The sequence below is a fragment of the Candidatus Pelagibacter sp. HIMB1495 genome, from assembly GCF_052047955.1.
Lineage (GTDB): Bacteria > Pseudomonadota > Alphaproteobacteria > Pelagibacterales > Pelagibacteraceae > Pelagibacter.
In genome coordinates this window covers 1281873-1302475 of record NZ_JBNAIQ010000001.1, presented here as the reverse complement: position 1 = coordinate 1302475, position 20603 = coordinate 1281873, and the positions used below count along the sequence as shown (strand labels likewise).

Sequence of the window (20603 nt, the reverse complement as noted above, 5' to 3'; positions counted from 1 at the left end):
ATCTTAGATTATTAAAAAATGACAAAAGAAAGAAACAAAAACCCTATTCAACCGGTAAGTGGAACAAAAGTACCTCGATATGCTGGTCCAAGTACTTTTGCAAGATTACCAGAATTAAGAGATGTCGAGAGCTGTGATGTAGCGATTGTTGGTGTCCCGTTTGATGCTGGAACCAGTTATAGACCAGGAGCGAGATTTGGTCCTCAGAGTATAAGACAAGCATCTAGACATTTAAGAACAAATTATCATCCAAGTTATGATGTGGAGCCTTTTAAAATTCAACAAGTTGCTGATGCTGGAGATATTTCATGCAATCCATTTAGTATTGATGAAGCTATTAAACAAATAGAGGAGGGAGCAACTGATCTATTAAATAAAGTAGGTGGAATAATTAGTTTAGGTGGTGATCATACAATTGCAGTGCCATTGCTAAGAGCAATTAATAAAAAAAATAAAGGACCAGTTTCTTTAGTTCATTTTGATGCTCATTTAGATACTTGGGATACTTATTTCGGCGCTCCATATACACATGGAACTCCTTTTAGAAGAGCAAGAGAAGAAGGATTATTTTTAGATGATGCTTCAATGCATGTTGGAATAAGAGGACCTCTTTACAGCAGAGATGATATAAAAAATGATGAAAGTTTTGGTTTTAAAATAATTCACTGTGATGAATTTCAAACTGAAGGAACAGATAAAATTGCAGAAAGGATTAGAAAAAGAGTAGGAGATAATCCACTTTATCTATCTATAGATATTGATGTATTGGATCCAGCTTTTGCACCTGGTACAGGAACACCAGAGATAGCAGGAATGACCACACGAGAAATGGTAAATGTTTTAAGAGGGTTGTCAGGATTAAATTTAGTTTCAGCTGATGTAGTAGAAGTTTCACCAGCATATGATCATGCTGAAGTTACATCTCTTGCAGCTGCAACAATAGTTTACGAATTAACAAATTTATTTGCAAAATCATAAGGAAAGGATAATTTTAAATCATGTTAGATAAAAAAAATTTTTATATTAATGGTGCTTGGGTTAAACCAAACAGTACTGAAGAAATTAAAGTAATCGATCCAGCTACAGAAGATAACTGTGCTGTAATTACTTTGGGAAATAAAGCAGATGTTGATTTAGCAGTTGCTGCAGCAAAAGATGCATACGAGTCTTGGGCTTTTTCTTCTAAAGAAGAAAGGATCGCATTATTAGAAAAACTCTATGAAAATTATAAAAAAAGATGGGCAGATATTGCAGAAGCTATAACTCTTGAAATGGGTGCACCAAAAGATTTTGCTACAAAATTACAAGCAGGAACAGGAGCAAGTCATATTAAATCATTTATCAGATATTTGAAAAATTTCGAATTTGAAAAACCATTGGGAGAACACGCTCCTAACCAAAGATTAATTTATGAACCTAAAGGTGTTTGTGCATTAATAACACCCTGGAATTGGCCAATGAACCAAGTTTGTTTAAAAGTAATGCCAGCAATTGCTGCAGGTTGCACAATGGTATTAAAGCCATCAGAATTAGCGCCACTTTCATCAATGATACTTGCTGAAATTATTGATGAAGTAAAATTTCCAAAAGGTGTGTTTAATTTAGTTAATGGTGATGGAGGAACAACAGGTGATGCCCTTACAAGCCATCCAGATATTAACATGATTTCTTTTACAGGCTCAACAAGAGCTGGAGCTTTGATTTCTCAAAATGCTGCTAAAGATTTTAAAAGAGTAAGCTTAGAGTTAGGTGGAAAAGGAGCAAATATTATTTTTAAAGATGCTGATCCAGAAGCAATTGAAAGAGGTGCTTTAAGATGTTTTAGAAATTCTGGACAATCTTGTAATGCTCCAACAAGAATGTTGGTTGAAAAATCAATGTATGATGAGGCTATAGAGAGATTAAAAAAATATACTGAAAGCTTTGAGGTGGGTGATCCTAAAAAAGAAGGAGAACATATAGGTCCAGTTATTTCAGAGACTCAATACAATAAAATTCAAACTTTAATCCAAAAAGGTATTGATGAAGGAGCAAAATTAGTTGCTGGAGGAACAGGTAAACCTGATGGATTAGACAAAGGTTACTTTGTTAAACCAACTGTATTTGCAGATGTAAATAATGATATGGATGTTGCAAGAACTGAAATTTTTGGACCTGTTCTATCTGTTATCCCATTTGAAACAGAAGAAGAGGCAATTAAAATTGCAAATGACACTTCTTATGGATTAACGAACTATATTCAAACTCAAGACTCTGAAAAAGTTCAAAGAGTTGCTAGAAAATTAAGATCTGGAATGGTGGATGTTAATGGAGCTGGTATTGCAGTTGATGCACCCTTTGGAGGTTTTAAACACTCTGGTATTGGTAGAGAAGCAGGTGAACACGGCTTAGAGGAATTTTTAGAAGTAAAAGCTGTGGGTGGTTGGAGTTAATTTACTGATTTATCTTTTACACCTTCTAAAAATTTAAGGCATTTTTTCATTTCATTTAATTCTATGAACTCATCAATTTTATGAGCTTGCTCTATAGATCCAGGTCCACAAACAACTGTACTAATACCTAGTTCTTGAAATAAACCAGCCTCTGTTCCAAAAGAAACCACTTCCCTTGAATTATCACCAGTTATATTTGATACAAATTCACATGCTTCAGATTCATCTAATCTGTTAAACCCAACCACTTCACCAATCGTTTCTTTTTTTATATAAGAATCTGGAAATACTTTTTTCATTTCTGGTAAAAGTACTTCATTTGCATATTTATCAATTTCATTTGTTACAAATTCCCCATCCTCTTTAACAACTGGCCTTGTTTCCCATTCAACAATACATTTGTCTGCAATAACATTATGAGCAATACCACCTTTAATGCCCCCAATTGATAAGGTTGAATGTGGAGGATCAAAGATACTATTTTCTTTAACTCGTTTTTTTAACTGCTCTCTTATTTCTAAAAGTTTTCCAACATACCTAGTAGCATATTCTGCAGCATTTACTCCTAAATGTGGCTTTGAACTATGTCCTGCTAGTCCTCCAAAGTGAACTGTGTATTCATTCATACCTTTGTGAGCATCTATTATTTTCATTGTAGTTGGTTCTCCAATTATACAAATTCCATTTTTGATATCTCTTTTTTTCAATTCCTCTATCAACAGAGGAGCACCAATACATGCAGTCTCTTCATCAAAAGTGTAACAGAAATGTAAATCTCTATCTAAATTACTTTCTTTAAATATTGGTGCATAAGCGAGTGTACAAGCAATAAATCCTTTCATGTCACATGATCCTCTTCCATAAAGTTTATCGTTTTTAATTGTTGCAACAAATGGATCGGTGCTCCAACCTTTAGAAACTGGAACCACATCAGTGTGTCCTGATAGAATGATTGGTTTTTTTGTGCTTTGATTTTTTGCTTTTAAAGTTCCAAAAAGATTAACTCTTTTTTTATCATCATCGTAAACTTTGAAAGTATCTATTCCGATGTTATTTAAAATGTTTTCACAATAATCAATCAAATTACTATTATCTTGGCCTGAGATAGTTTTAAATGCAATTAAGTCAGTTAAAATCTTGATTGATTTTTCATATAAATTGTTATCTATACTCATATACTTAAAACACTATATTATATTATGATTAAAGAGCAAATTACCTATGACACTTTTGACAAAGTAGATATTAGAGTTGGCACTGTTATTTCAGTTAAAAAAAATGAAAAGGCTAGAAAGCCATCTTTAGTAGTTGAAGTAGATTTTGGAAGTGAAATTGGCGTCAAACAATCATCAGCTCAAATTACTCATTATTATAATGAGGAGAATTTAAAAGGAAAGCAAGTCATTGCAGTTTGTAATTTTCCTGAGAAAAATATTGCTGGTGTAGTTTCACAAGTATTAGTTTTAGGAGCAATAGATGCTGAAGGGAAAGTTACTTTAGTACACCCGTCACAAAAAGCTGAGAATGGTTTACCAATTGCTTAGCAATGCATCCTGAAATTCTTTCGATAACTTTATTTGGAATTGTTGCTGCATTTACACCTGGTCCTAATAACTTTGTAGCTTTTTATTCTGGTTTTAACTTTGGTATAGTTAGAACACTTCCACATATAATCGGGGTTACACTAGGTTTTCCATTTTTATTATTATGCCTAGCTTTAGGTTTGATAAATATATTTAAGCTTTATCCTTTAATTCAAGAAATATTAAAATATTTAGGAACTCTATTTTTGATTTATTTAGCTTATAAAATTTCTTTTTCAGGTCCATCAAATCAAGAAAATAAAAATAAAAATCCGATTAAATTTCATGAAACTTTTATCTTTCAGTTTCTAAATCCAAAAGGTGTAATTGCATCTATAATTCTTGTATCTACTTATATAAACCCAGGAGAAACATTTATGAGTTATACGACTCAAATTCTTGTTATGGCTTTACTAGTTTCTGTAACGAGTATAACTCTTTGGACATTTTTGGGTAAATTCTTTAGGAAATTTGCGACAAATCAGAAATTTATTAATTATTTTAATTATGCTATGTCACTGCTTCTTTTAACAAGCATAATAACTTTTTATTTATAAAATATGACACCAGGAAATAAAAATTCTTATAATTCTCTTAAAAAAATTAACATCAACAACAAAGAGTATAATTATTATTCATTAAGCGAAGCAGAAAAAAATGGGCTAGATGGAATTAATAAACTTCCAAAATCTCTAAAAGTTTTATTAGAAAATTTATTAAGATACGAAGATGATTTGAGTGTTACAAAATCTCAAATAGAAGCAATTAAAAATTGGCTGAAAACAAAAAAATCAAAAACTGAAATTGCATATAGACCTGCTAGAGTTTTGCTTCAAGATTACACAGGAATTCCTGCTGTTGCAGATTTAGCTGCAATGAGAGAGGCTGTTAAAGAAAAAAATAAAGATCCCAATACAATTAATCCATTATCAGCAGTTGATCTTGTAATTGATCATTCTGTTCAAGTTGATCAATCTGCAAAAGCAGATTCATTTGAAAAAAACGTAGATATTGAATTCAATAGAAATGGTGAGAGATATTCATTTTTAAAATGGGGACAACAAGCTTTTGATAATTTTAGAATTGTCCCTCCAGGAACAGGAATTTGTCATCAGGTAAATTTAGAATACTTATCTAAAGTAGTTTGGTCTGAAGAATTTAAAGGTGAGAAATATATATTTCCAGATACACTTGTCGGCACAGACAGCCATACAACGATGGTTAATGGACTTTCTGTTTTAGGCTGGGGAGTAGGTGGTATTGAAGCAGAAGCAGGAATGTTAGGCCAACCTATATCTATGTTGATACCTGAAGTGATTGGTTTTGAAGTTAAAAATAAAATGCCCGAAGGTACAACGGCAACAGATCTTGTTTTGACAGTGGTTAAAATGTTAAGAGATAAAGGTGTTGTTGGAAAATTTGTAGAATTTTATGGAGATGGTTTAAAAAATCTAACTCTTGCAGATAGAGCAACTATTGCAAATATGGCTCCAGAATACGGTGCTACTTGTGGTTTTTTTCCAATAGATCATGAAACTTTAAAATATTTAAAATTTTCAGGAAGAGATCAGCACACTGTTGACGTAGTTGAAAAATATGCAAAAGAACAAGGTTTGTGGGCAAGTAATGATTTAGAATTTACTGATGTAATTTCATTAGACATGTCTACGGTTGTACCAACTATTTCTGGGCCAAAAAGACCTCAAGATAAAGTTTTGTTAACCGATGCATCAACTTCATTTAAAAAAGTTTTATCTGAAGCAACTAATAAAGATAAAAAATCAATATCAAAAGTTTCAAATACTGATTATGAAATTCAAGATGGTTCAATTTTAATTGCTGCTATAACCTCATGTACCAATACTTCAAATCCAAATGTTTTAATTGGAGCAGGTTTGCTTGCTAAAAAAGCTGTTGAGCATGGATTAGAAGTTAAGCCTTGGGTCAAAACATCATTAGCACCTGGATCTCAAGTAGTGACTGACTATTTAGAAAAAGCTGGTTTAAATACTTATTTAGATCAATTAGGTTTTAATTTAGTTGGATACGGATGCACTACTTGTATTGGAAACTCAGGACCATTACCTGAAAATATAGTTGAAGCGATTCAAAAAGAAAATATTCACGCCGTTTCTGTACTATCAGGAAATAGAAATTTTGAAGGAAGAATTTCTCCACATATTAAAGCAAACTATTTAGCTTCTCCACCATTGGTGGTTGCTTACGCAATAGCTGGACATATGGAGTTTGATTTATACAAAGACCCTCTTGGAAAAAGTAAAGATGGGAAAGATATATTTTTGAAAGATATTTGGCCATCAAATCAAGAAATAGAAGATACTTTAAAACAATCTTTGAATGCTGATATGTTTATCCAAAGATACTCAAATGTATCCAACGGCCCTACTCAATGGCAACAAATTAAAACTGAAAAAAGCAGTATTTACAAATGGGATGAAGGTTCAACTTATGTAAAAAAACCTCCATTCTTTGAAGGTTTGTCTGATGAGCCAGAAGGATTTAAAGAAATTAAAGATGCAAGACCGTTATTAATATTGGGTGATATGATAACAACAGATCATATTTCACCAGCTGGAAGCATACAAAAAGATAGTCCAACTGGAGAATATTTTATGGAACATCAAATTTTACCTAAAGATTATAATTCTTATGGCTCAAGAAGAGGAAATCATGAAGTTATGATGAGAGGAACTTTTGCTAATATTAGAATTAGAAATGAAATGGCACCAGGAACTGAAGGTGGATTTACAAAATTATATCCTGAAGAAAAAGTAATGCCCGTTTATGATGCAGTTGTTGTGTATAAAAAAAGAGGAACTGATTTAGTAGTAATAGGTGGTAAAGAATATGGAACTGGCTCTTCGAGAGATTGGGCTGCTAAAGGAACTAAACTTTTAGGAGTAAAAGCTGTTATTGCTGAAAGCTTTGAAAGAATTCATAGATCAAATTTAATTGGAATGGGAATTTTACCACTGCAATTTAAAGATGGAGAAAATAGAAAAAGCTTAAATTTAGTTGGTTCAGAACTAATAAGTGTAGTTGATATTGAAAAAGGTATAAATCCTTCTGATGAAGTTGTTATAGAGATCAAATATATCTCTGGAGAAATTAAAAAAGTGAAGACTTTATCTAGAATAGATACTAAAAATGAGCTGGAGTATTATAAAAATGGAGGAATTCTCCAATATGTGCTAAGGAACATGATTTGATATGGATGAAGATTTATCAATAATAAATGCAAATACTAGAAACGAAAAAATTAAGAACTTTTTTGTTAATAACAAAAAGGTTCTAATTTCCTCAGTTATTGTTTTAGTTTTGGTTGTAATAGGTGTTTACAGTTACGATAAATACACAACTGATAAAAAAAGACAGATATCTGATAATTTTAATGCAATTACTATTGATCATTCTGAAAGTGCTAAAGAGACAACTTTAAATAAATTATTGGAGATAATTAATCAAAAAGATCCAACTTATTCTCCGCTCTCTCTTTATTTTATAATTGATAACAATCTTCTTTCTGATCAAAGCGAGGTTAATAAATTATTTGATGTCATAATTGACGAAACATCACTAGATAAAGAAATTAAAAATTTAGTTATCTATAAAAAGGCACTATTTAATGCAAATCAGGCAAATGAAGCTGATTTACTAAATATGCTAAATCCATTAATTAATTCAGAAAGTGTATGGAAATCGCACGCATTATACTTAATGGCCGAATATTTTTATGCACAAGATCAAAAACAAAAAGCAAAAGAATTTTTTCAACAAATAACGACTTTAGAAAATCCAAATCCAGATATAAGAATAGAATCAGAGAAAAGATTAAACAGAGATTTGAGTGATTAGACTATTAGCATTATTTATTACATTTTTTCTTCTAAATAATTGTTCTTTCAATGAAAATTCAAGAATTTGGAAAGATAAGGAAAAAGATTTATCAGAAAAAGAAAATGTAAAAAAAATATTTGCAGATGAAGAGGTAAAAGCCTCTGAATTTAATCAAGAAGTGAAACTTGATTTATCTGGATTAAGAACAACCAACAAAATAATAGATAATACCAATAACTACGGTGCTCAAAGTTATGAGGGTCAATTAGAAAAAATAGGTAATTATAAATTTTCAAAGTTAGATGAAATAAATAATCTTAATTACAAACCGATTTTTTTATCAGATGGATTAATTTTTTTTGATAAAAAAGGTACAATTATTAGATACGATAATAATAAAAAAGTGTTATGGAAAAAAAATCATTACACCAAGTCAGAAAAAAAATTAAGACCAAAGTTAAATTTTGCAATTAAAGAAAAAAATGTATTCATTACAGACAGTATTGCTAAATATTATTCGATTAATCTTGAAACTGGTGAATTGAATTGGACAAAAAATAATAGCTATCCATTTAATTCAGATATTAAAAGTTATAGAAACAAAATTTTTGTTGTTGATTATAAAAATACTTTGAGATGCTATGAAATTGAAGATGGATCTGAATGTTGGAATTTACAAACAGAAGACTCTTTTACAATATCAAATGCAAAATATTCATTAATTGTAATTGATGAAATGGTAGTGTTTAGCAACTCAATTGGAGATATCACAGCAGTTGATATTGAAAATGGATTAATCACTTGGCAGTTACCAACTCAAAGTAGCAATACCATTTATGAAACATATGATCTTAAAGTATCAAAATTAGTATCAGATGGAAATTCTATATTTTTTTCAAATAATAAAAATGAATTTTATTCAGTAGATGTTAAAACAGGAGTTGTTAATTGGATAAATGATTTAAATTCAAATATTACTCCAATAATTACTGGCAATTTGATTTTTACAGTTTCTAATGATGGATATTTGTATGTGGTTGAAAAAAACAAAGGCAACATACTTAGAATTACAGATCTTTTTAAAAATTATAAAATTAAAAAAAGAAAAGAAATTGAACCAGTTGGCTTTGTTATAGGTAATACCAATCTATATTTAACAAATTCTGATGGAAAAATAATAATTGCTGATTTAAGTGAAGGAAAAGTTTTAAACGTAGAAAAAGTTTCTGGAGACATTGTTTCAGAACCATTTATATTTAATAATAATTTGTATGTAGTTAGAAACGGATCTATCGTACAATACAATTAAATATGATCTTGAAATTTTTAGAAAAGATCGGAAGAAAAAAAGTAGTTCTAGATAGAGGACCATCGCACCCAAAATTTGAAGAAGCAAAACCGTGGATGAATAGATATTATGTGATATTCAGAAATAGACCCAAATGGTTTCCATTTAATATATTAATTCATGAAATGTTAGATGATGATCATGGTGATGGGGTGCATAACCATTTATGCCCATACATTACAATAATTTTAAGAGGAGGGTACTGGGAAACAACAAAAAATGGAAGATTTTGGCGAAAGCCTGGATACATTGGTTTTAGATCAGCAAATGCTTTTCATAGAGTTGATTTAGAACCAGGCACAAAACCAATGACAATATTTATTCCAGGACCATTTGGTTTACGAAAAGGACCACGATCAGAATATGGTATCGATTTTAAAACTAAAAGAAGTTAATGGCCTTACCTTTTGAAAAAGAATTTATATCTCACTGCAAAAAACAAAATTTAGAAATTAATCCTAGTCAGATAGATTTAATAAAAAAATTACAAGAATATTATGAGGGTAATTTCAAATCATTGATATCAAAAATTTTTCAAAGCCAATCTTTTAAAAAGGGGTTTTATTTATATGGAGATGTTGGTGTAGGCAAAACAATGATTTTAGATTTCTTTTTTGATCAATTAGATCACAAGAAATTAAGATTACATTTTAATGAGTTTATGTTGAGTTTCCATGATTTTGTTCATGAAAGAAAAGGTAGTAATCAAGAAAATATTATTAATGAATTTGTTAAAGATTTAAAATCAAAAGCATCATTAATTTATTTTGATGAGTTTCAGGTAACTAACATAGTTGATGCTATGATTTTAGGAAAATTATTTGATCAAATCTTCAAAGAAGATATAAAAATAATTGTAACTTCCAATACTAAAATCTCTGAGCTTTACAAAGATGGTCTTCAAAGAGATCAGTTCAAACCATTTATAAAAATAATGGAGGATCAATCTTTTCAATACGAACTTGTAATAGAAGATGACTATAGAAAATCTAATAATTCTCAAGATAGATACTTTTTTCCACTTGATGAAGAAACCAATTTTAAAATAAATAAATTTTTTAGAACTATTACTAAAGATAAAAATAAAACTGAGAAAATAATTAATGTAAAAGGAAGAAATTTTAAAATAGAAAATTTTTATGAAGGCGTGGCTAGATTTGATTTTAAAACATTATGTGACCAGAATTTAGGTGCAGAAGATTATTTAGAAATTATTAAAAATTGTGTTTTTATAGTAATCGATCAAATACCACAGTTTGATAATTTTAATTCTAACCAACAACAAAGATTTATAACTTTATTAGATATAATTTATGATAATAGTGTTCCAATTGCAGTAACAGCTAATCAAAGTTTGGATAAAATTACATCATCAAAACTATTAGAAAAACCATTTGAGAGAACAATTAGTAGATTATACGAATTAACATCTAAAGTGATAAATTCATGAAACAAGAATTTTTTAATCTTCAAATAAACACTAATGGTCAAAAGTTATATGAATTTACAGATCAAACTCTTAATTGGATAAATGAAAATAATTTTAAGAATGGAATTTTAAATTTAAGTATTCAGCATACAAGTGCGTCTTTAGTTGTACAGGAGAATGCAGACCCAGATGTACAAACTGATTTGATTAAATATTTTGACAAGTTAGTACCAATGGATAATTCGCTTTATATTCATACAACTGAAGGTAAAGATGATATGCCAGCTCATATCAAATCTGCATTAACGAATAATCAAATTACTCTTAGTATCAAAAATAAAGAATTATTAATGGGTACTTGGCAAGGTCTCTATCTGTTTGAACACAGGTTAGAGTCTCAAAAAAGATCTATAATTCATCATTTTTTGGGAGAATAAGTTATTTTTTCTTCAGAGATTGAAATGCATCCAATGCAGCAGCTCTTGCTTTTTCATGAATAACTATTGGTTGTGGATAATCTTTACCTATAATTGTTTTAATAGCTTCTTGATATTTGACTTCCATTTCCCAAGGTTTGTGAATAAATTTTGCAGGAACTTTATTTAATTCAGGAACCCATTTTTTTACATAAATACCTTCTTTGTCAAATTTTTCACCCTGAAGAATAGGATTAAAAATTCTAAAGTATGGTGCAGCATCAGCTCCACAACCAGCAACCCATTGCCATTGTGCAACGTTATTAGCTTTATTAAAGTCAAGTAAGCAGTTTCTAAAATGCTTCTCTCCCTCTATCCAATTAATTCTCAAATGTTTTACTAAAAAGGATCCTACAACCATTCTAATTCTATTATGCATCCATCCAGTTTCGTATAATTCTCTCATGCCGGCATCAACTATTGGATACCCTGTCATACCTTTTTTCCATGCTTTCAAAAATTTTTCATTTTTAACCCATGGGAATTTGTCAAATTCTTTTCGAAAGTTACCTTTTAAGAATTCAGGAAAATAATTAATTAGACTATGAGAAAATTCTCGCCAACCAAGTTCGTTTATATATTTTCTATATCCTATTCCTTTTGATTTTAGCTCACTACACTTTTTCCAAATTGTATTCACATGAATTTGACCAAATTTTAAATATGGGGATAACCTAGAAGTACCATTTATGGAAGGGATATCTCTATTAGTCCCATAATCTTTAATTTTATTTTCTAATAAATCTTTTAGAATCTTTTGAGAATCTTTTTCTGAAACTTTCCAATATTTATCAAATTTTTCATACCATTTTTTATTTGGTAAAATATTTTTGAGATCTAAAGAATTCTTAAAAAAATTGATGTCTTTAGTTTTCTTTTTTACAGTATAATTTTTACTTGGAGGTTGATTTAGATAAATTTGTTCAGCAGTTCTCCAGAAAGGTGTAAATACTTTAAATGGTGTACCATCATTTTTAGTTACTTCTTGAAATTCATTTAAAATATTTCCTTTAAAATATTTGTATTCTATTTCTTTTTTTATAAATAGATCTCTTATTTTTTTTCCTTTAGATATAACATCTGGTTCATAAATTTTATTCCAATAGATACATACATTATCTTTTTTTTTAAGCTTTGAAAAAATATCTAACTCATCACCTTTTAAAATTTCTAGATTGATTTTAAATTTTGAAAGTTCTGTTTTTATTGACTCTAATGATTTAAATAACCACCATTTCTGAGCTTCTCTTTTGTTGTCAAATTCATTATTGTTATAAATATATAACGCAATCACATTCTCATGATTATTAGTTGCAAAGGAAAGAGCTGGATTATTATCAATTCTAAAATCTTCTCTAATCCAAAATATTCCAGTGCTTTTCATTATAATTATTTTTGATTTACTAATTTTTGATACATTTCTTGATCGGTATCACCCTCACAACCAAAAATTAATACATTAGAATTTTCATTAAGATCAATTTTTGTCTTAATTGTTTCATCTTCACAGCTTGCAATTAAACTAATTACACCTGGTGCAGCATTTTCACCTGCAATTATACTCTCTTCACTAAAGCTTGCATTTCCAAGTAATTTCATAGTTTTTGCAATATCATCGTCAGGTAAACTTATACAATGTTTAACTGAGTTTTTTAAGATTTCCCATGGCACAAGTGACACTTCTCCACACGACATCCCGCCCATTAAACTTTCTCGTTTAATATCAATTTTTTCAATTTTTCCAGTTTTAATACTTTCCATTACGCAAGCTGCACTATCTGGTTCTACTACAATTATCGTAGGAATATTATTTAGGTATCTCGCTATCCCAGCCACCATTGCACCAGCCATACCACCAACACCAGCTTGTAGAATAATATGAGAAATTTTTTCATTTTTAATTTGTTCAGCTATTTCCTTCATCATTACTGAATAACCAGCCATTGTATACTTAGGCACTAGCATATAATCTTTCCAAGCAACATCCTGAACAATTTGCCAATTATTTTCTGTAGATTGTTTTATGCATTCAATCAAAGAATTTTCGTAATTGCCTTTAACTTTTATAACTTCTGCACCAAGTGCTTCCATAGCTTTGCCTCTTGCATCACTTACAAATTCACTTATAAAAATTTTACATTTTAAACCTAATCTTTTTGCACCCCAAGCAACAGACCTACCATGGTTTCCAGCTGTAGCAGTCGCTACGACTATTTCTTTATTTCCTTTGGTAACTTTTTCAACAGCATAAGCTCCTCCTAGGGCTTTGAAGGATTTTAAATTAAATCTTTTATTTTCGTCTTTATAAAAAATATTTTTTAAATTTAATTCTTTAGATAATTTGTTTAATTTAACTAGGGGTGTAGGGGAGTATCCTTCCCATTTTGAGATAGAATTGTAAGCATCATCTATATCTGTTGAGTTTAATGAGCTTAAGATTTGATCTCTATCAAATGAATATTTTTTATTATCAGCAAATTCAGTCAATTTCCATTGATGACCGTTAGATAAAATACTCATAAACTAACAATCTAATGTGTTATCTTTTTCCCATTTAGTGACTGCTTTGGCCTTATCAAAACTTTCTTTTGATTTAAATTCTTTAATTTCTGTATCTCTTAATTTTATATAACTTGAAATAACATCTGATCCAAAAGCTTCATTCATACTTTTATTATCTTTTAATTGAGAAAGTGATTGATCTAACTCATCTGGTAATTTTGGTAAGTCAGGATATTTTGCAAAGTCTTCGTACATATTGCAATGCAAAGGATTGCCGGGATTGATTTTATTTTTGATACCATCTAAGCCAGCAGCCAAAATACTAGCTTGTAATAAATATGGATTAGCAGATCCATCCATTAACCTTAATTCAAATCTTCCTGGATCAGGAATTCTAATCATATGTGTTCGGTTGTTTCCAGTGTAAGAAATACTGCTTGGTGACCATGATGCTCCAGATTTTGTAGGTGGTGCATTAATTCTTCTGTAGCTATTAATTGTTGGATTAAAAAATGCCGACAACGATGATGCATTTTTAATTACTCCACCTAAGAAATTATATGCAATTTTACTCAATCCAAGTTTATCAGATTTATCTAGAAACTTATTTTTCTTACCTTGCCAAACTGATACATGAGCATGACACCCATTACCTGTTAAATTGTTAAAAGGTTTAGGCATGAATGTTGCTCTTAATCCGTGTTTTTCAGCAATTGTTTTTACCATGTATTTAAAAAAGGTATGTCTGTCTGCAGTTTTTAAGCAGTCAGAGTAATCCCAATTCATTTCAAACTGTCCGTTTGCGTCCTCATGGTCATTTTGATAAGGACCCCATCCCATTTCAATCATACAGTCACAAATTTCTTTAATTAAATCATATCTTCTCATCAATGCAGATTGATCATAACAAGGTTTTGATTGAGTATCTCTTGGATCTGCAATTGACTCTCCATCAGGTGATATTAAAAAATATTCACATTCAACACCTGACTTCATTGTTAAATTTTGTTTTTTAAGCTTTTTAATTTGATTTTTTAACATTACTCTTGGCGATGCTTCCACTGGTTTACCGTTCATCCATAAATCAGATGCTAACCATCCAACTTCTTTATTCCATGGCAATTGAATCAAGCTATCAGGATCAGGGATCCCAAACATATCAGAGTCTGCTGGCGTCATATCTAGCCATGCTGCAAAACCAGCAAAACCCGCACCTGCAGTTTGCATTTCTTTGATTGCATGAGCTGGAACAAGTTTTGATCTTAAAACTCCAAAAAGATCTACAAAGCTAATTAAAAAATATTTAATTTTTTTTTGTTTTGCAATTTTAAATAAGTTTTTAGCCATTAACTAGCTTAACATAATTATTTAAAAAAAGATAAGATAGTTTCTTTATAATAAATCAAATTTACAACTATAATAATTATTATTGCTAAAATTACACCGTATTTAGCTTTAGGAAATGCAACTCCTCTCATTTTTGAGGGTCTTAATTCTTCATTTTCATCTGTCATAAAAAATTTAGATTAAAAAGGGCGCTATTAATTAAAACAGCGCCCAAATTTTTATTTTAATTACCAATCGGTAATATTGCTTTTATGATCATTAGCACCATGTCTCTTCTTTGCTAATCTTGAAAGTTCATCACTTTCAGATTTTGCAGTTAACACGTGCCAACCAATCCATAAAATTATAGCAATGATTACCAGTATACCTTCACTAGATCCAGCACCAGGGTAAACAGCCCCAACTACCTCTTCAGCTGGCTTGTTAAGGTGATCTATCCAGTTTGTTACTGTAGCCATATATTTCTCCTTTACCTGGTTGCAGATGAAACTGCTTTCTCATCTTCTTTAGCAGCCTCCATCATTTCATAATCTAGTCCAGCTATTTCTACTTCTCGAGGGATTCTTAATTTACCCATACCGTGAAGCACTTTAGCTATGACATAGCCTGGTATTAGTCCAAGAACAACAAACATAATTATTGCTCCGATGAACTGTCCAAGAGGATTGATTGTTGCATAAGTAGTTCCATCCCACATAGCACCTACACTATAACCAGATGAAGGGTATCCCCATAAAACAAAACCACAAATTACAAGACCAATAAATCCTGCATAACCGTGAACTGCTACTGCACCAACCGCATCATCGATTTTGAACTTACGTTCAACCCAGTAATGTAGTTTGTATGCAATCACAACACCGATCATACCAATGATCATTGATTGAATTGGATGATATAAGTCATTTCCAGCTGAAGCACAGATAACACCTGCTAGTCCACTAGAGTAAGTCCAGAAAGGATCACCTTTAGCAATCCAATATCCAGCCAGTAATCCTCCTGATAATGACATTAAGAAGTTAAAGGTAATACCACTAAGTGTAGTAGGAGTTACGTAAATGTTTGTAGCTGTCCAATAAGATATACCTTCCATTCCATATTCTGGACCTAAGTCGAAAATTGGAATGTTACATGCAGCATAAAATCCCCAGAAACCAGTATAAATTAAAAACAATCCAACTGTTACTAACCAAGGATTTCTAGGCCCTATGTTTCTAGGTTCACCACTTGATGAGAATTTTCCAATTCTTGGACCTAAAACCACAAGAACACCTAAAGCAAATCCACCTGCAATTGCGTGAATTACTCCTGATGCATATGCATCATGATATCCTAAAAGTTTTAACATCCATCCATCAAAGTGCCATCCCCAAGCAGCATCAATTGTCCAAAATACAGATCCGATTGCAATTGCTAGAATACCAAATGCAAAAGTTGTAATTCTTTCAATGATTGCTCCTGAAACGATAGAAGCAGCTGTCCAAGAAAACAGAAGGAAAGCAGCCCAGAAGACACCAGAAATGTGATCTCCTAGATTGATAGCCATAAGTTCACTTGTAGCTGTATACCAAGTAGCACTAAACGCAGACTCGTCTGTGATTAGAGCAGTACTCTCATTCATTATTGAAGGTGCTAATCCAGGTCCTGTTGGAAAAGCCCAGTAAATCCACCAACCAAATAAAAACCAAGTTACTGTTACCAAAGGTATCAGCATTGTGTTTTTCATAAGAGTATGTTGATGGTGTTTGTATCGAGAAGCTCCAACTTCATACATACAGAATCCAACGTGAATTAAGAACATCAGCACCACTGTTACCCAGTAGTAGAACTCTGTAAATATGGTAGTAAGAGCAGCTAACTGATCAGTCATATTCTCTCCCCATATTTGTTATTCTAAACCCTATAAAATTATTAGGTTAGTTACAAATATAAAGAGAGACTAAAAACCTAGTGTGGTCACTAGGTTTTTAGAATTAAATCAACTATTGATTGTTATTTAAAATTTTAGGTATGCTTTTTTCAAATCAACAAGAGGATGTTTTGGAGACATTTGAAATTTAACTAAAAGCTCTCTTGCAATCATGTCTCTGTCTTGTTGATTGTTAGGTAGTTTAATTGATTTTGGAATTGTTACCCATCCATTTGCATTTCTGCAAAACACAGCAGGTCTTCCTTCTTCGTAACCCATGTGTACATCTTCCAACCAATTTAAATCATCCCATCCCATTGCCTCAATATATTTTTTTAAGAATGGAGTTATTTTTTTATAATCAGGCAACAGGTTAACGTCATATCTATAACCAATCGACTGGCCTATCATTTTTTCTCTAGCAGTTTGTTTTTTTACTCCAAACTTAACTTTTGAAACTTTAGCTTTCGATTTAGTTTTTTTAGTTTTCTTTTTAGCCATCGTTACCCCTTATATTTTGTGATAGTTATCAACACCAACAGTGTAGTTTGTACCTGCAAGTGGAACTTTCGCTAATGCAGAAGCTTCAGAAGTTAAAGCCGCTAAATCTTCTGGTTCTAACGAATGAATATTCGTCTTACCACAAGCTCTAGCTAATAATTGAGCTTCCAAAGTCATTGAGTGTAGATAGTTATATACTCTCAACGCTGCATCATCAGGATTTAATCTTGCTCTTAATTTTGGATCCTGAGTAGCAACACCAACTGGACATCTTCCAGTATGGCAGTGATAACACTCCCCAGCTTTTACACCCATTTCTTTTTCGAAATCAGCTTCTGGAATATCTTTGTTGCAGTTAAGTGCAATCATTGATCCAGTACCTATAGCAATTGCATCAGCTCCAAGAGCTAAAGCTTTAGCCATATCAGCACCATCTCTTACACCACCTGCGTAGATTAACGTTACTTTTCCAGTTTTACCCACATCATCAATTGCTCTTCTTGCTTCTCTGATAGCAGCAATTCCTGGAATTCCAGTATTTGCAGCAGCAATGTGTGGTCCTGCTCCAGTAGATCCTTCCATACCATCTAAATAAATAGAGTCAGGATCACATTTTGCAGCCATACGCACATCATCATAAACTTTAGATGCACCAAGTTTTAACTGAATTGGAACTTTATTTTTCGTTAATTGTCTTAACTCTTCAACTTTTAGAGCCAAATCATCTGGACCTAACCAGTCAGGGTGTCTAGCTGGTGATCTTTGGTCAATACCAGAGGGTAATGATCTCATTTCAGCGACTTGGTCAGTTACTTTTTGACCCATTAAGTGTCCACCCATACCAACTTTTTGTCCTTGTCCAATAAACACTTCAATTCCATCTGCTAATTGAGCATGATGTGGATTGAAACCATATCTTGATTGAATACATTGGTAATACCATTTCTCTGAATATCTTCTTTCATCTGGTATCATTCCACCTTCACCTGAACAAGTAGCGCTTCCTGCCATAGTAGCTCCTCTTGCTAAAGCTGTTTTTGCTTCATATGAAAGTGCACCAAAACTCATTCCTGTAATGTAAACAGGTATATCTAATTCAATTGGGTTTTCACATCTTGGACCAATTACAGTTTTAGTTTCACACTTTTCTCTATAACCTTCGATTACAAATCTTGTAAGTGTTCCAGGTAAAAATACCAAATCATCGAATGTTGGAATTTTTTTCATTAATGCCATTCCACGCATTCTGTATCTTCCTAATTGAGATTTAATGTGAATGTCGTCTATTACTTCAGGAGTAAAAATAGCATTGTGTCCTAGTAGACTTTTATTTCTTTTACCTTCTTCATGAACATGAACGTCAGCTTTTCCACCAACGCCTTTACCATTCTTTTTACTTTTTTTCTTAGGCATTAAATTGCTCCCTTCTTCTCTGTAGGTTCTAAATTATCGTAATTCCAAAGTTTTTTACCAGCTACAATTTTTTTCATTTTACTAACGTCAAAATTTTCACCAATTTCAGCAACTTTTAATTTTCTTTTTAGCCAATCTTGGTCGCTTGCTGTTAATTCAGCATCTACAGCATCACTACCATAAGATCCAATTTCTCCTCCTACGAATATTGTCCCATCGTACATTGAGTCGCCCAGGTTAATTCCTACATCTCCAAGAATTATTATTCTTCCTCTTTGCATCATAAAACCAGTAAAAGCACCAGCGTCACCACCTATAATGATAGTTCCACCTTTCATATCAATACCAGTTCTAGCACCAACGCTACCCTTGCAGATTAAATCTCCACCTCTGATTGCTGCACCAAAACAAGATCCAGCGTTTTTCTCAATTACAACTTTACCAGCCATCAAGTTTTCTGCACAAGACCAACCAACTCTTCCATTGATTCTAACAATTGGTCCATCACACGAACCAATTCCAAAATAACCTAAACTTCCTTCAAAAATTAAATTTAATTTATTAAGAATACCCACACCCAAACTATGTTTTCCTTGAGGGTTTTTGATTACAATTGTTCCGTAACCTTGGCTCATTAAATTATCAATTTCTTTATTAGCCTCTGCAGCAGTCATATCTTTAACATCAAGATCAGTTCTTTTGTTAAAGTCTACGTCATAAGTACCGAAGTAATAAAAATTCTCTGCCTCGTCTGGGTTAAAGAATTTTTGTTGAGTTCTCCCTGTTAGAACTTCGGTATGCATACCCATTGATTGGGCTTTAGATTTTTTTGATACTGTTTTTAGATTTGCCATACTTTAACCTCCCCATCAAATGGATCATATGTGTCTATTTCTTGTGGTAACACTGATCTAATAGCTATCTCCTCTGATCCCATTGCAACTAAATCATCTGACTCATATAAAACTAGAGGTTTTGCAGCCATAGTGTCTTTAGCCATTCCTAGAGAGTCTTTTGTAGCCACAAAATAAGTAAATACACCGTCTAAACCAGTTAAACTCTCTTTCATGCCTTCTTCTAAAGTTGCACCATCCCTCATTTTTTCTGCAAGATAAACTGCGATTAATTCTGAGTCACACTCAGACATAAATCTCATTCCTTTGTTTTCCAACACTCTTCTGTTGTTCCAATAGTTCGTTAATTGACCATTGTGAACTACAGAAACGTCACTGAAAGGATAGCCCCAGAAAGGGTGGGCAGATTTGATATCAACACCAGACTCAGTCGCCATTCTAGCATGACCTATTGCATGAGTTCCAACAACTTTATCTAGACTATATCTATCACAAACCATTTTTGCGTTACCTAAATCTTTAATAACTTCTAATGATTTACCCATAGATAAAATTTCTACACCTGGAATACTTTCTATTCTTTGAGAAAAATCTAACAAATCTTTTGTGTTGTAATCAATCTCATATCTTAAAGAGTAAGGAAGTGTTCTTTCTTCCTTAAGAACTTTTGCTCCCATCTCAGCTAGAGTTTGATCTACAACTTTTTTTCTTTCATCATATACAGAAACATCTTCCATAACAGACGAACTTCCTTCTCCAACGTTCTCACCAACTTTAAAACGCATGATGAAATTTTTGCCATCTGTATCTCCATACAAAGCATATCCAGTTGAGTCTTCACCTCTATGTTTTAACGCTTGAAGCATACCTTGTAATTCGCTTCCAACATTTGAGGATTTTCCTCTATGAATTAATCCTGCAATCCCACACATATTTTTATACCCTTTCTAT

Annotated in this window: 21 protein-coding genes; 10 read left to right on the top strand and 11 right to left on the bottom strand. The window is 31.7% G+C overall.

Annotation, left to right across the window (positions count from 1 at the left end):
• Positions 1-18: 18 nt before the first annotated feature.
• Both speB and ACTTAW_RS07020 read left to right on the top strand, forming a co-directional pair.
• Positions 19-978, top strand: coding sequence for an agmatinase (gene speB / locus ACTTAW_RS07025; protein WP_440614075.1), 960 nt, complete (start codon positions 19-21; stop codon positions 976-978).
• 20 nt (positions 979-998) lie between these two features.
• Entirely contained in the window at positions 999-2432 is a 1434-nt protein-coding gene (locus tag ACTTAW_RS07020) for an aldehyde dehydrogenase family protein (RefSeq protein ID WP_440651721.1), read from the top strand.
• On the opposite strand, the gene argE is transcribed toward ACTTAW_RS07020, so the two are convergent.
• Entirely contained in the window at positions 2429-3607 is a 1179-nt protein-coding gene (gene argE, locus ACTTAW_RS07015) for an acetylornithine deacetylase (RefSeq protein ID WP_440651719.1), read from the bottom strand. The two genes, ACTTAW_RS07020 and argE, sit on opposite strands and share 4 nt — an antisense overlap.
• Positions 3608-3634: 27 nt before the next feature.
• Here argE and ACTTAW_RS07010 point away from each other — a divergent pair, with 27 nt between their 5' ends.
• The 8 genes from ACTTAW_RS07010 to ACTTAW_RS06975 are packed head-to-tail and all read left to right on the top strand — an operon-like array spanning position 3635 to position 11087.
• The gene (locus ACTTAW_RS07010) at positions 3635-3976 is read left to right on the top strand and encodes a tRNA-binding protein (RefSeq protein WP_440619473.1); all 342 of its coding nucleotides are present in this window, start codon (positions 3635-3637) and stop codon (positions 3974-3976) included.
• Between the two features lie 2 nt (positions 3977-3978).
• On the top strand, positions 3979-4572 hold the full coding sequence (locus ACTTAW_RS07005) for a LysE family translocator (protein WP_262590378.1): 594 nt from the start codon (positions 3979-3981) through the stop codon (positions 4570-4572).
• 3 nt (positions 4573-4575) lie between these two features.
• The gene (gene acnA, locus ACTTAW_RS07000) at positions 4576-7245 is read left to right on the top strand and encodes an aconitate hydratase AcnA (protein WP_440651717.1); all 2670 of its coding nucleotides are present in this window, start codon (positions 4576-4578) and stop codon (positions 7243-7245) included.
• Position 7246: 1 nt separating this feature from the next.
• The gene (locus tag ACTTAW_RS06995) at positions 7247-7891 is read left to right on the top strand and encodes a hypothetical protein (RefSeq protein WP_440651715.1); all 645 of its coding nucleotides are present in this window, start codon (positions 7247-7249) and stop codon (positions 7889-7891) included.
• Positions 7884-9182: an outer membrane protein assembly factor BamB family protein gene (locus tag ACTTAW_RS06990; RefSeq protein ID WP_440651713.1), complete on the top strand. Its 1299-nt coding sequence runs from the start codon at positions 7884-7886 to the stop codon at positions 9180-9182. Before ACTTAW_RS06995 ends, ACTTAW_RS06990 begins: the two co-directional genes overlap by 8 nt.
• A 2-nt stretch (positions 9183-9184) precedes the next feature.
• Positions 9185-9616 carry a hypothetical protein gene (locus tag ACTTAW_RS06985; RefSeq protein ID WP_440614082.1) on the top strand — a complete coding sequence of 144 codons (432 nt, stop codon included), beginning with the start codon at positions 9185-9187 and terminating at the stop codon, positions 9614-9616.
• Complete coding sequence (gene zapE, locus ACTTAW_RS06980; protein ID WP_440651711.1) at positions 9616-10671, top strand: cell division protein ZapE; 1056 nt, start codon at positions 9616-9618, stop codon at positions 10669-10671. The genes ACTTAW_RS06985 and zapE overlap by 1 nt, the downstream gene beginning before the upstream one ends.
• Positions 10668-11087 carry a secondary thiamine-phosphate synthase enzyme YjbQ gene (locus ACTTAW_RS06975; RefSeq protein ID WP_440651709.1) on the top strand — a complete coding sequence of 140 codons (420 nt, stop codon included), beginning with the start codon at positions 10668-10670 and terminating at the stop codon, positions 11085-11087. The genes zapE and ACTTAW_RS06975 overlap by 4 nt, the downstream gene beginning before the upstream one ends.
• 1 nt (position 11088) lies before the next feature.
• Here the strand turns inward: ACTTAW_RS06975 and ACTTAW_RS06970 are convergent, their stop codons facing one another.
• The 10 genes from ACTTAW_RS06970 to ACTTAW_RS06925 form a co-directional block, all read right to left on the bottom strand.
• Positions 11089-12510: a cryptochrome/photolyase family protein gene (locus tag ACTTAW_RS06970; RefSeq protein ID WP_440651707.1), complete on the bottom strand. Its 1422-nt coding sequence runs from the start codon at positions 12508-12510 to the stop codon at positions 11089-11091.
• A gap of 5 nt (positions 12511-12515) precedes the next feature.
• A complete protein-coding gene (locus tag ACTTAW_RS06965) occupies positions 12516-13646 on the bottom strand; it encodes a diaminopropionate ammonia-lyase (protein ID WP_440651705.1) in 1131 nt (376 codons plus the stop codon).
• Between the two features lie 3 nt (positions 13647-13649).
• Positions 13650-14975 (bottom strand): type III glutamate--ammonia ligase, encoded by a 1326-nt coding sequence (gene glnT, locus ACTTAW_RS06960; RefSeq protein ID WP_440651703.1) that lies wholly within the window; start codon positions 14973-14975, stop codon positions 13650-13652.
• 17 nt (positions 14976-14992) lie between these two features.
• Positions 14993-15142, bottom strand: coding sequence for a hypothetical protein (locus tag ACTTAW_RS06955; RefSeq protein WP_262590388.1), 150 nt, complete (start codon positions 15140-15142; stop codon positions 14993-14995).
• Positions 15143-15202: 60 nt separating this feature from the next.
• A complete protein-coding gene (locus tag ACTTAW_RS06950; RefSeq protein WP_440614087.1) occupies positions 15203-15433 on the bottom strand; it encodes a hypothetical protein in 231 nt (76 codons plus the stop codon).
• 11 nt (positions 15434-15444) lie between these two features.
• The gene (locus tag ACTTAW_RS06945) at positions 15445-16845 is read right to left on the bottom strand and encodes an ammonium transporter (protein ID WP_440651701.1); all 1401 of its coding nucleotides are present in this window, start codon (positions 16843-16845) and stop codon (positions 15445-15447) included.
• Positions 16846-16971: 126 nt separating this feature from the next.
• Positions 16972-17385, bottom strand: a complete 414-nt coding sequence (locus ACTTAW_RS06940; RefSeq protein ID WP_075506197.1) for a hypothetical protein — start codon at positions 17383-17385, stop codon at positions 16972-16974.
• Positions 17386-17394: 9 nt separating this feature from the next.
• Positions 17395-18798 (bottom strand): FMN-binding glutamate synthase family protein, encoded by a 1404-nt coding sequence (locus tag ACTTAW_RS06935; protein ID WP_262590391.1) that lies wholly within the window; start codon positions 18796-18798, stop codon positions 17395-17397.
• Complete coding sequence (locus ACTTAW_RS06930) at positions 18798-19652, bottom strand: GXGXG motif-containing protein (RefSeq protein ID WP_262590392.1); 855 nt, start codon at positions 19650-19652, stop codon at positions 18798-18800. Before ACTTAW_RS06930 ends, ACTTAW_RS06935 begins: the two co-directional genes overlap by 1 nt.
• Positions 19640-20584 carry a glutamine amidotransferase gene (locus tag ACTTAW_RS06925; protein ID WP_440651699.1) on the bottom strand — a complete coding sequence of 315 codons (945 nt, stop codon included), beginning with the start codon at positions 20582-20584 and terminating at the stop codon, positions 19640-19642. The genes ACTTAW_RS06930 and ACTTAW_RS06925 overlap by 13 nt, the downstream gene beginning before the upstream one ends.
• Positions 20585-20603 lie beyond the last annotated feature (19 nt).

What these genes read in the sequence shown, in the direction of transcription:
- speB (WP_440614075.1), top strand. Translation starts at nt 19, where the DNA reads ATGACAAAAGAAAGAAACAAAAACCCTATTCAACCGGTAAGTGGAACA.
- ACTTAW_RS07020 (WP_440651721.1), top strand. Translation starts at nt 999, where the DNA reads ATGTTAGATAAAAAAAATTTTTATATTAATGGTGCTTGGGTTAAACCA.
- argE (WP_440651719.1), bottom strand. Translation starts at nt 3,607, where the DNA reads ATGAGTATAGATAACAATTTATATGAAAAATCAATCAAGATTTTAACT.
- ACTTAW_RS07005 (WP_262590378.1), top strand. Translation starts at nt 3,979, where the DNA reads ATGCATCCTGAAATTCTTTCGATAACTTTATTTGGAATTGTTGCTGCA.
- acnA (WP_440651717.1), top strand. Translation starts at nt 4,576, where the DNA reads ATGACACCAGGAAATAAAAATTCTTATAATTCTCTTAAAAAAATTAAC.
- ACTTAW_RS06995 (WP_440651715.1), top strand. Translation starts at nt 7,247, where the DNA reads ATGGATGAAGATTTATCAATAATAAATGCAAATACTAGAAACGAAAAA.
- ACTTAW_RS06985 (WP_440614082.1), top strand. Translation starts at nt 9,185, where the DNA reads ATGATCTTGAAATTTTTAGAAAAGATCGGAAGAAAAAAAGTAGTTCTA.
- zapE (WP_440651711.1), top strand. Translation starts at nt 9,616, where the DNA reads ATGGCCTTACCTTTTGAAAAAGAATTTATATCTCACTGCAAAAAACAA.
- ACTTAW_RS06975 (WP_440651709.1), top strand. Translation starts at nt 10,668, where the DNA reads ATGAAACAAGAATTTTTTAATCTTCAAATAAACACTAATGGTCAAAAG.
- ACTTAW_RS06970 (WP_440651707.1), bottom strand. Translation starts at nt 12,510, where the DNA reads ATGAAAAGCACTGGAATATTTTGGATTAGAGAAGATTTTAGAATTGAT.
- ACTTAW_RS06965 (WP_440651705.1), bottom strand. Translation starts at nt 13,646, where the DNA reads ATGAGTATTTTATCTAACGGTCATCAATGGAAATTGACTGAATTTGCT.
- glnT (WP_440651703.1), bottom strand. Translation starts at nt 14,975, where the DNA reads ATGGCTAAAAACTTATTTAAAATTGCAAAACAAAAAAAAATTAAATAT.
- ACTTAW_RS06955 (WP_262590388.1), bottom strand. Translation starts at nt 15,142, where the DNA reads ATGACAGATGAAAATGAAGAATTAAGACCCTCAAAAATGAGAGGAGTT.
- ACTTAW_RS06950 (WP_440614087.1), bottom strand. Translation starts at nt 15,433, where the DNA reads ATGGCTACAGTAACAAACTGGATAGATCACCTTAACAAGCCAGCTGAA.
- ACTTAW_RS06945 (WP_440651701.1), bottom strand. Translation starts at nt 16,845, where the DNA reads ATGACTGATCAGTTAGCTGCTCTTACTACCATATTTACAGAGTTCTAC.
- ACTTAW_RS06940 (WP_075506197.1), bottom strand. Translation starts at nt 17,385, where the DNA reads ATGGCTAAAAAGAAAACTAAAAAAACTAAATCGAAAGCTAAAGTTTCA.
- ACTTAW_RS06935 (WP_262590391.1), bottom strand. Translation starts at nt 18,798, where the DNA reads ATGCCTAAGAAAAAAAGTAAAAAGAATGGTAAAGGCGTTGGTGGAAAA.
- ACTTAW_RS06930 (WP_262590392.1), bottom strand. Translation starts at nt 19,652, where the DNA reads ATGGCAAATCTAAAAACAGTATCAAAAAAATCTAAAGCCCAATCAATG.
- ACTTAW_RS06925 (WP_440651699.1), bottom strand. Translation starts at nt 20,584, where the DNA reads ATGTGTGGGATTGCAGGATTAATTCATAGAGGAAAATCCTCAAATGTT.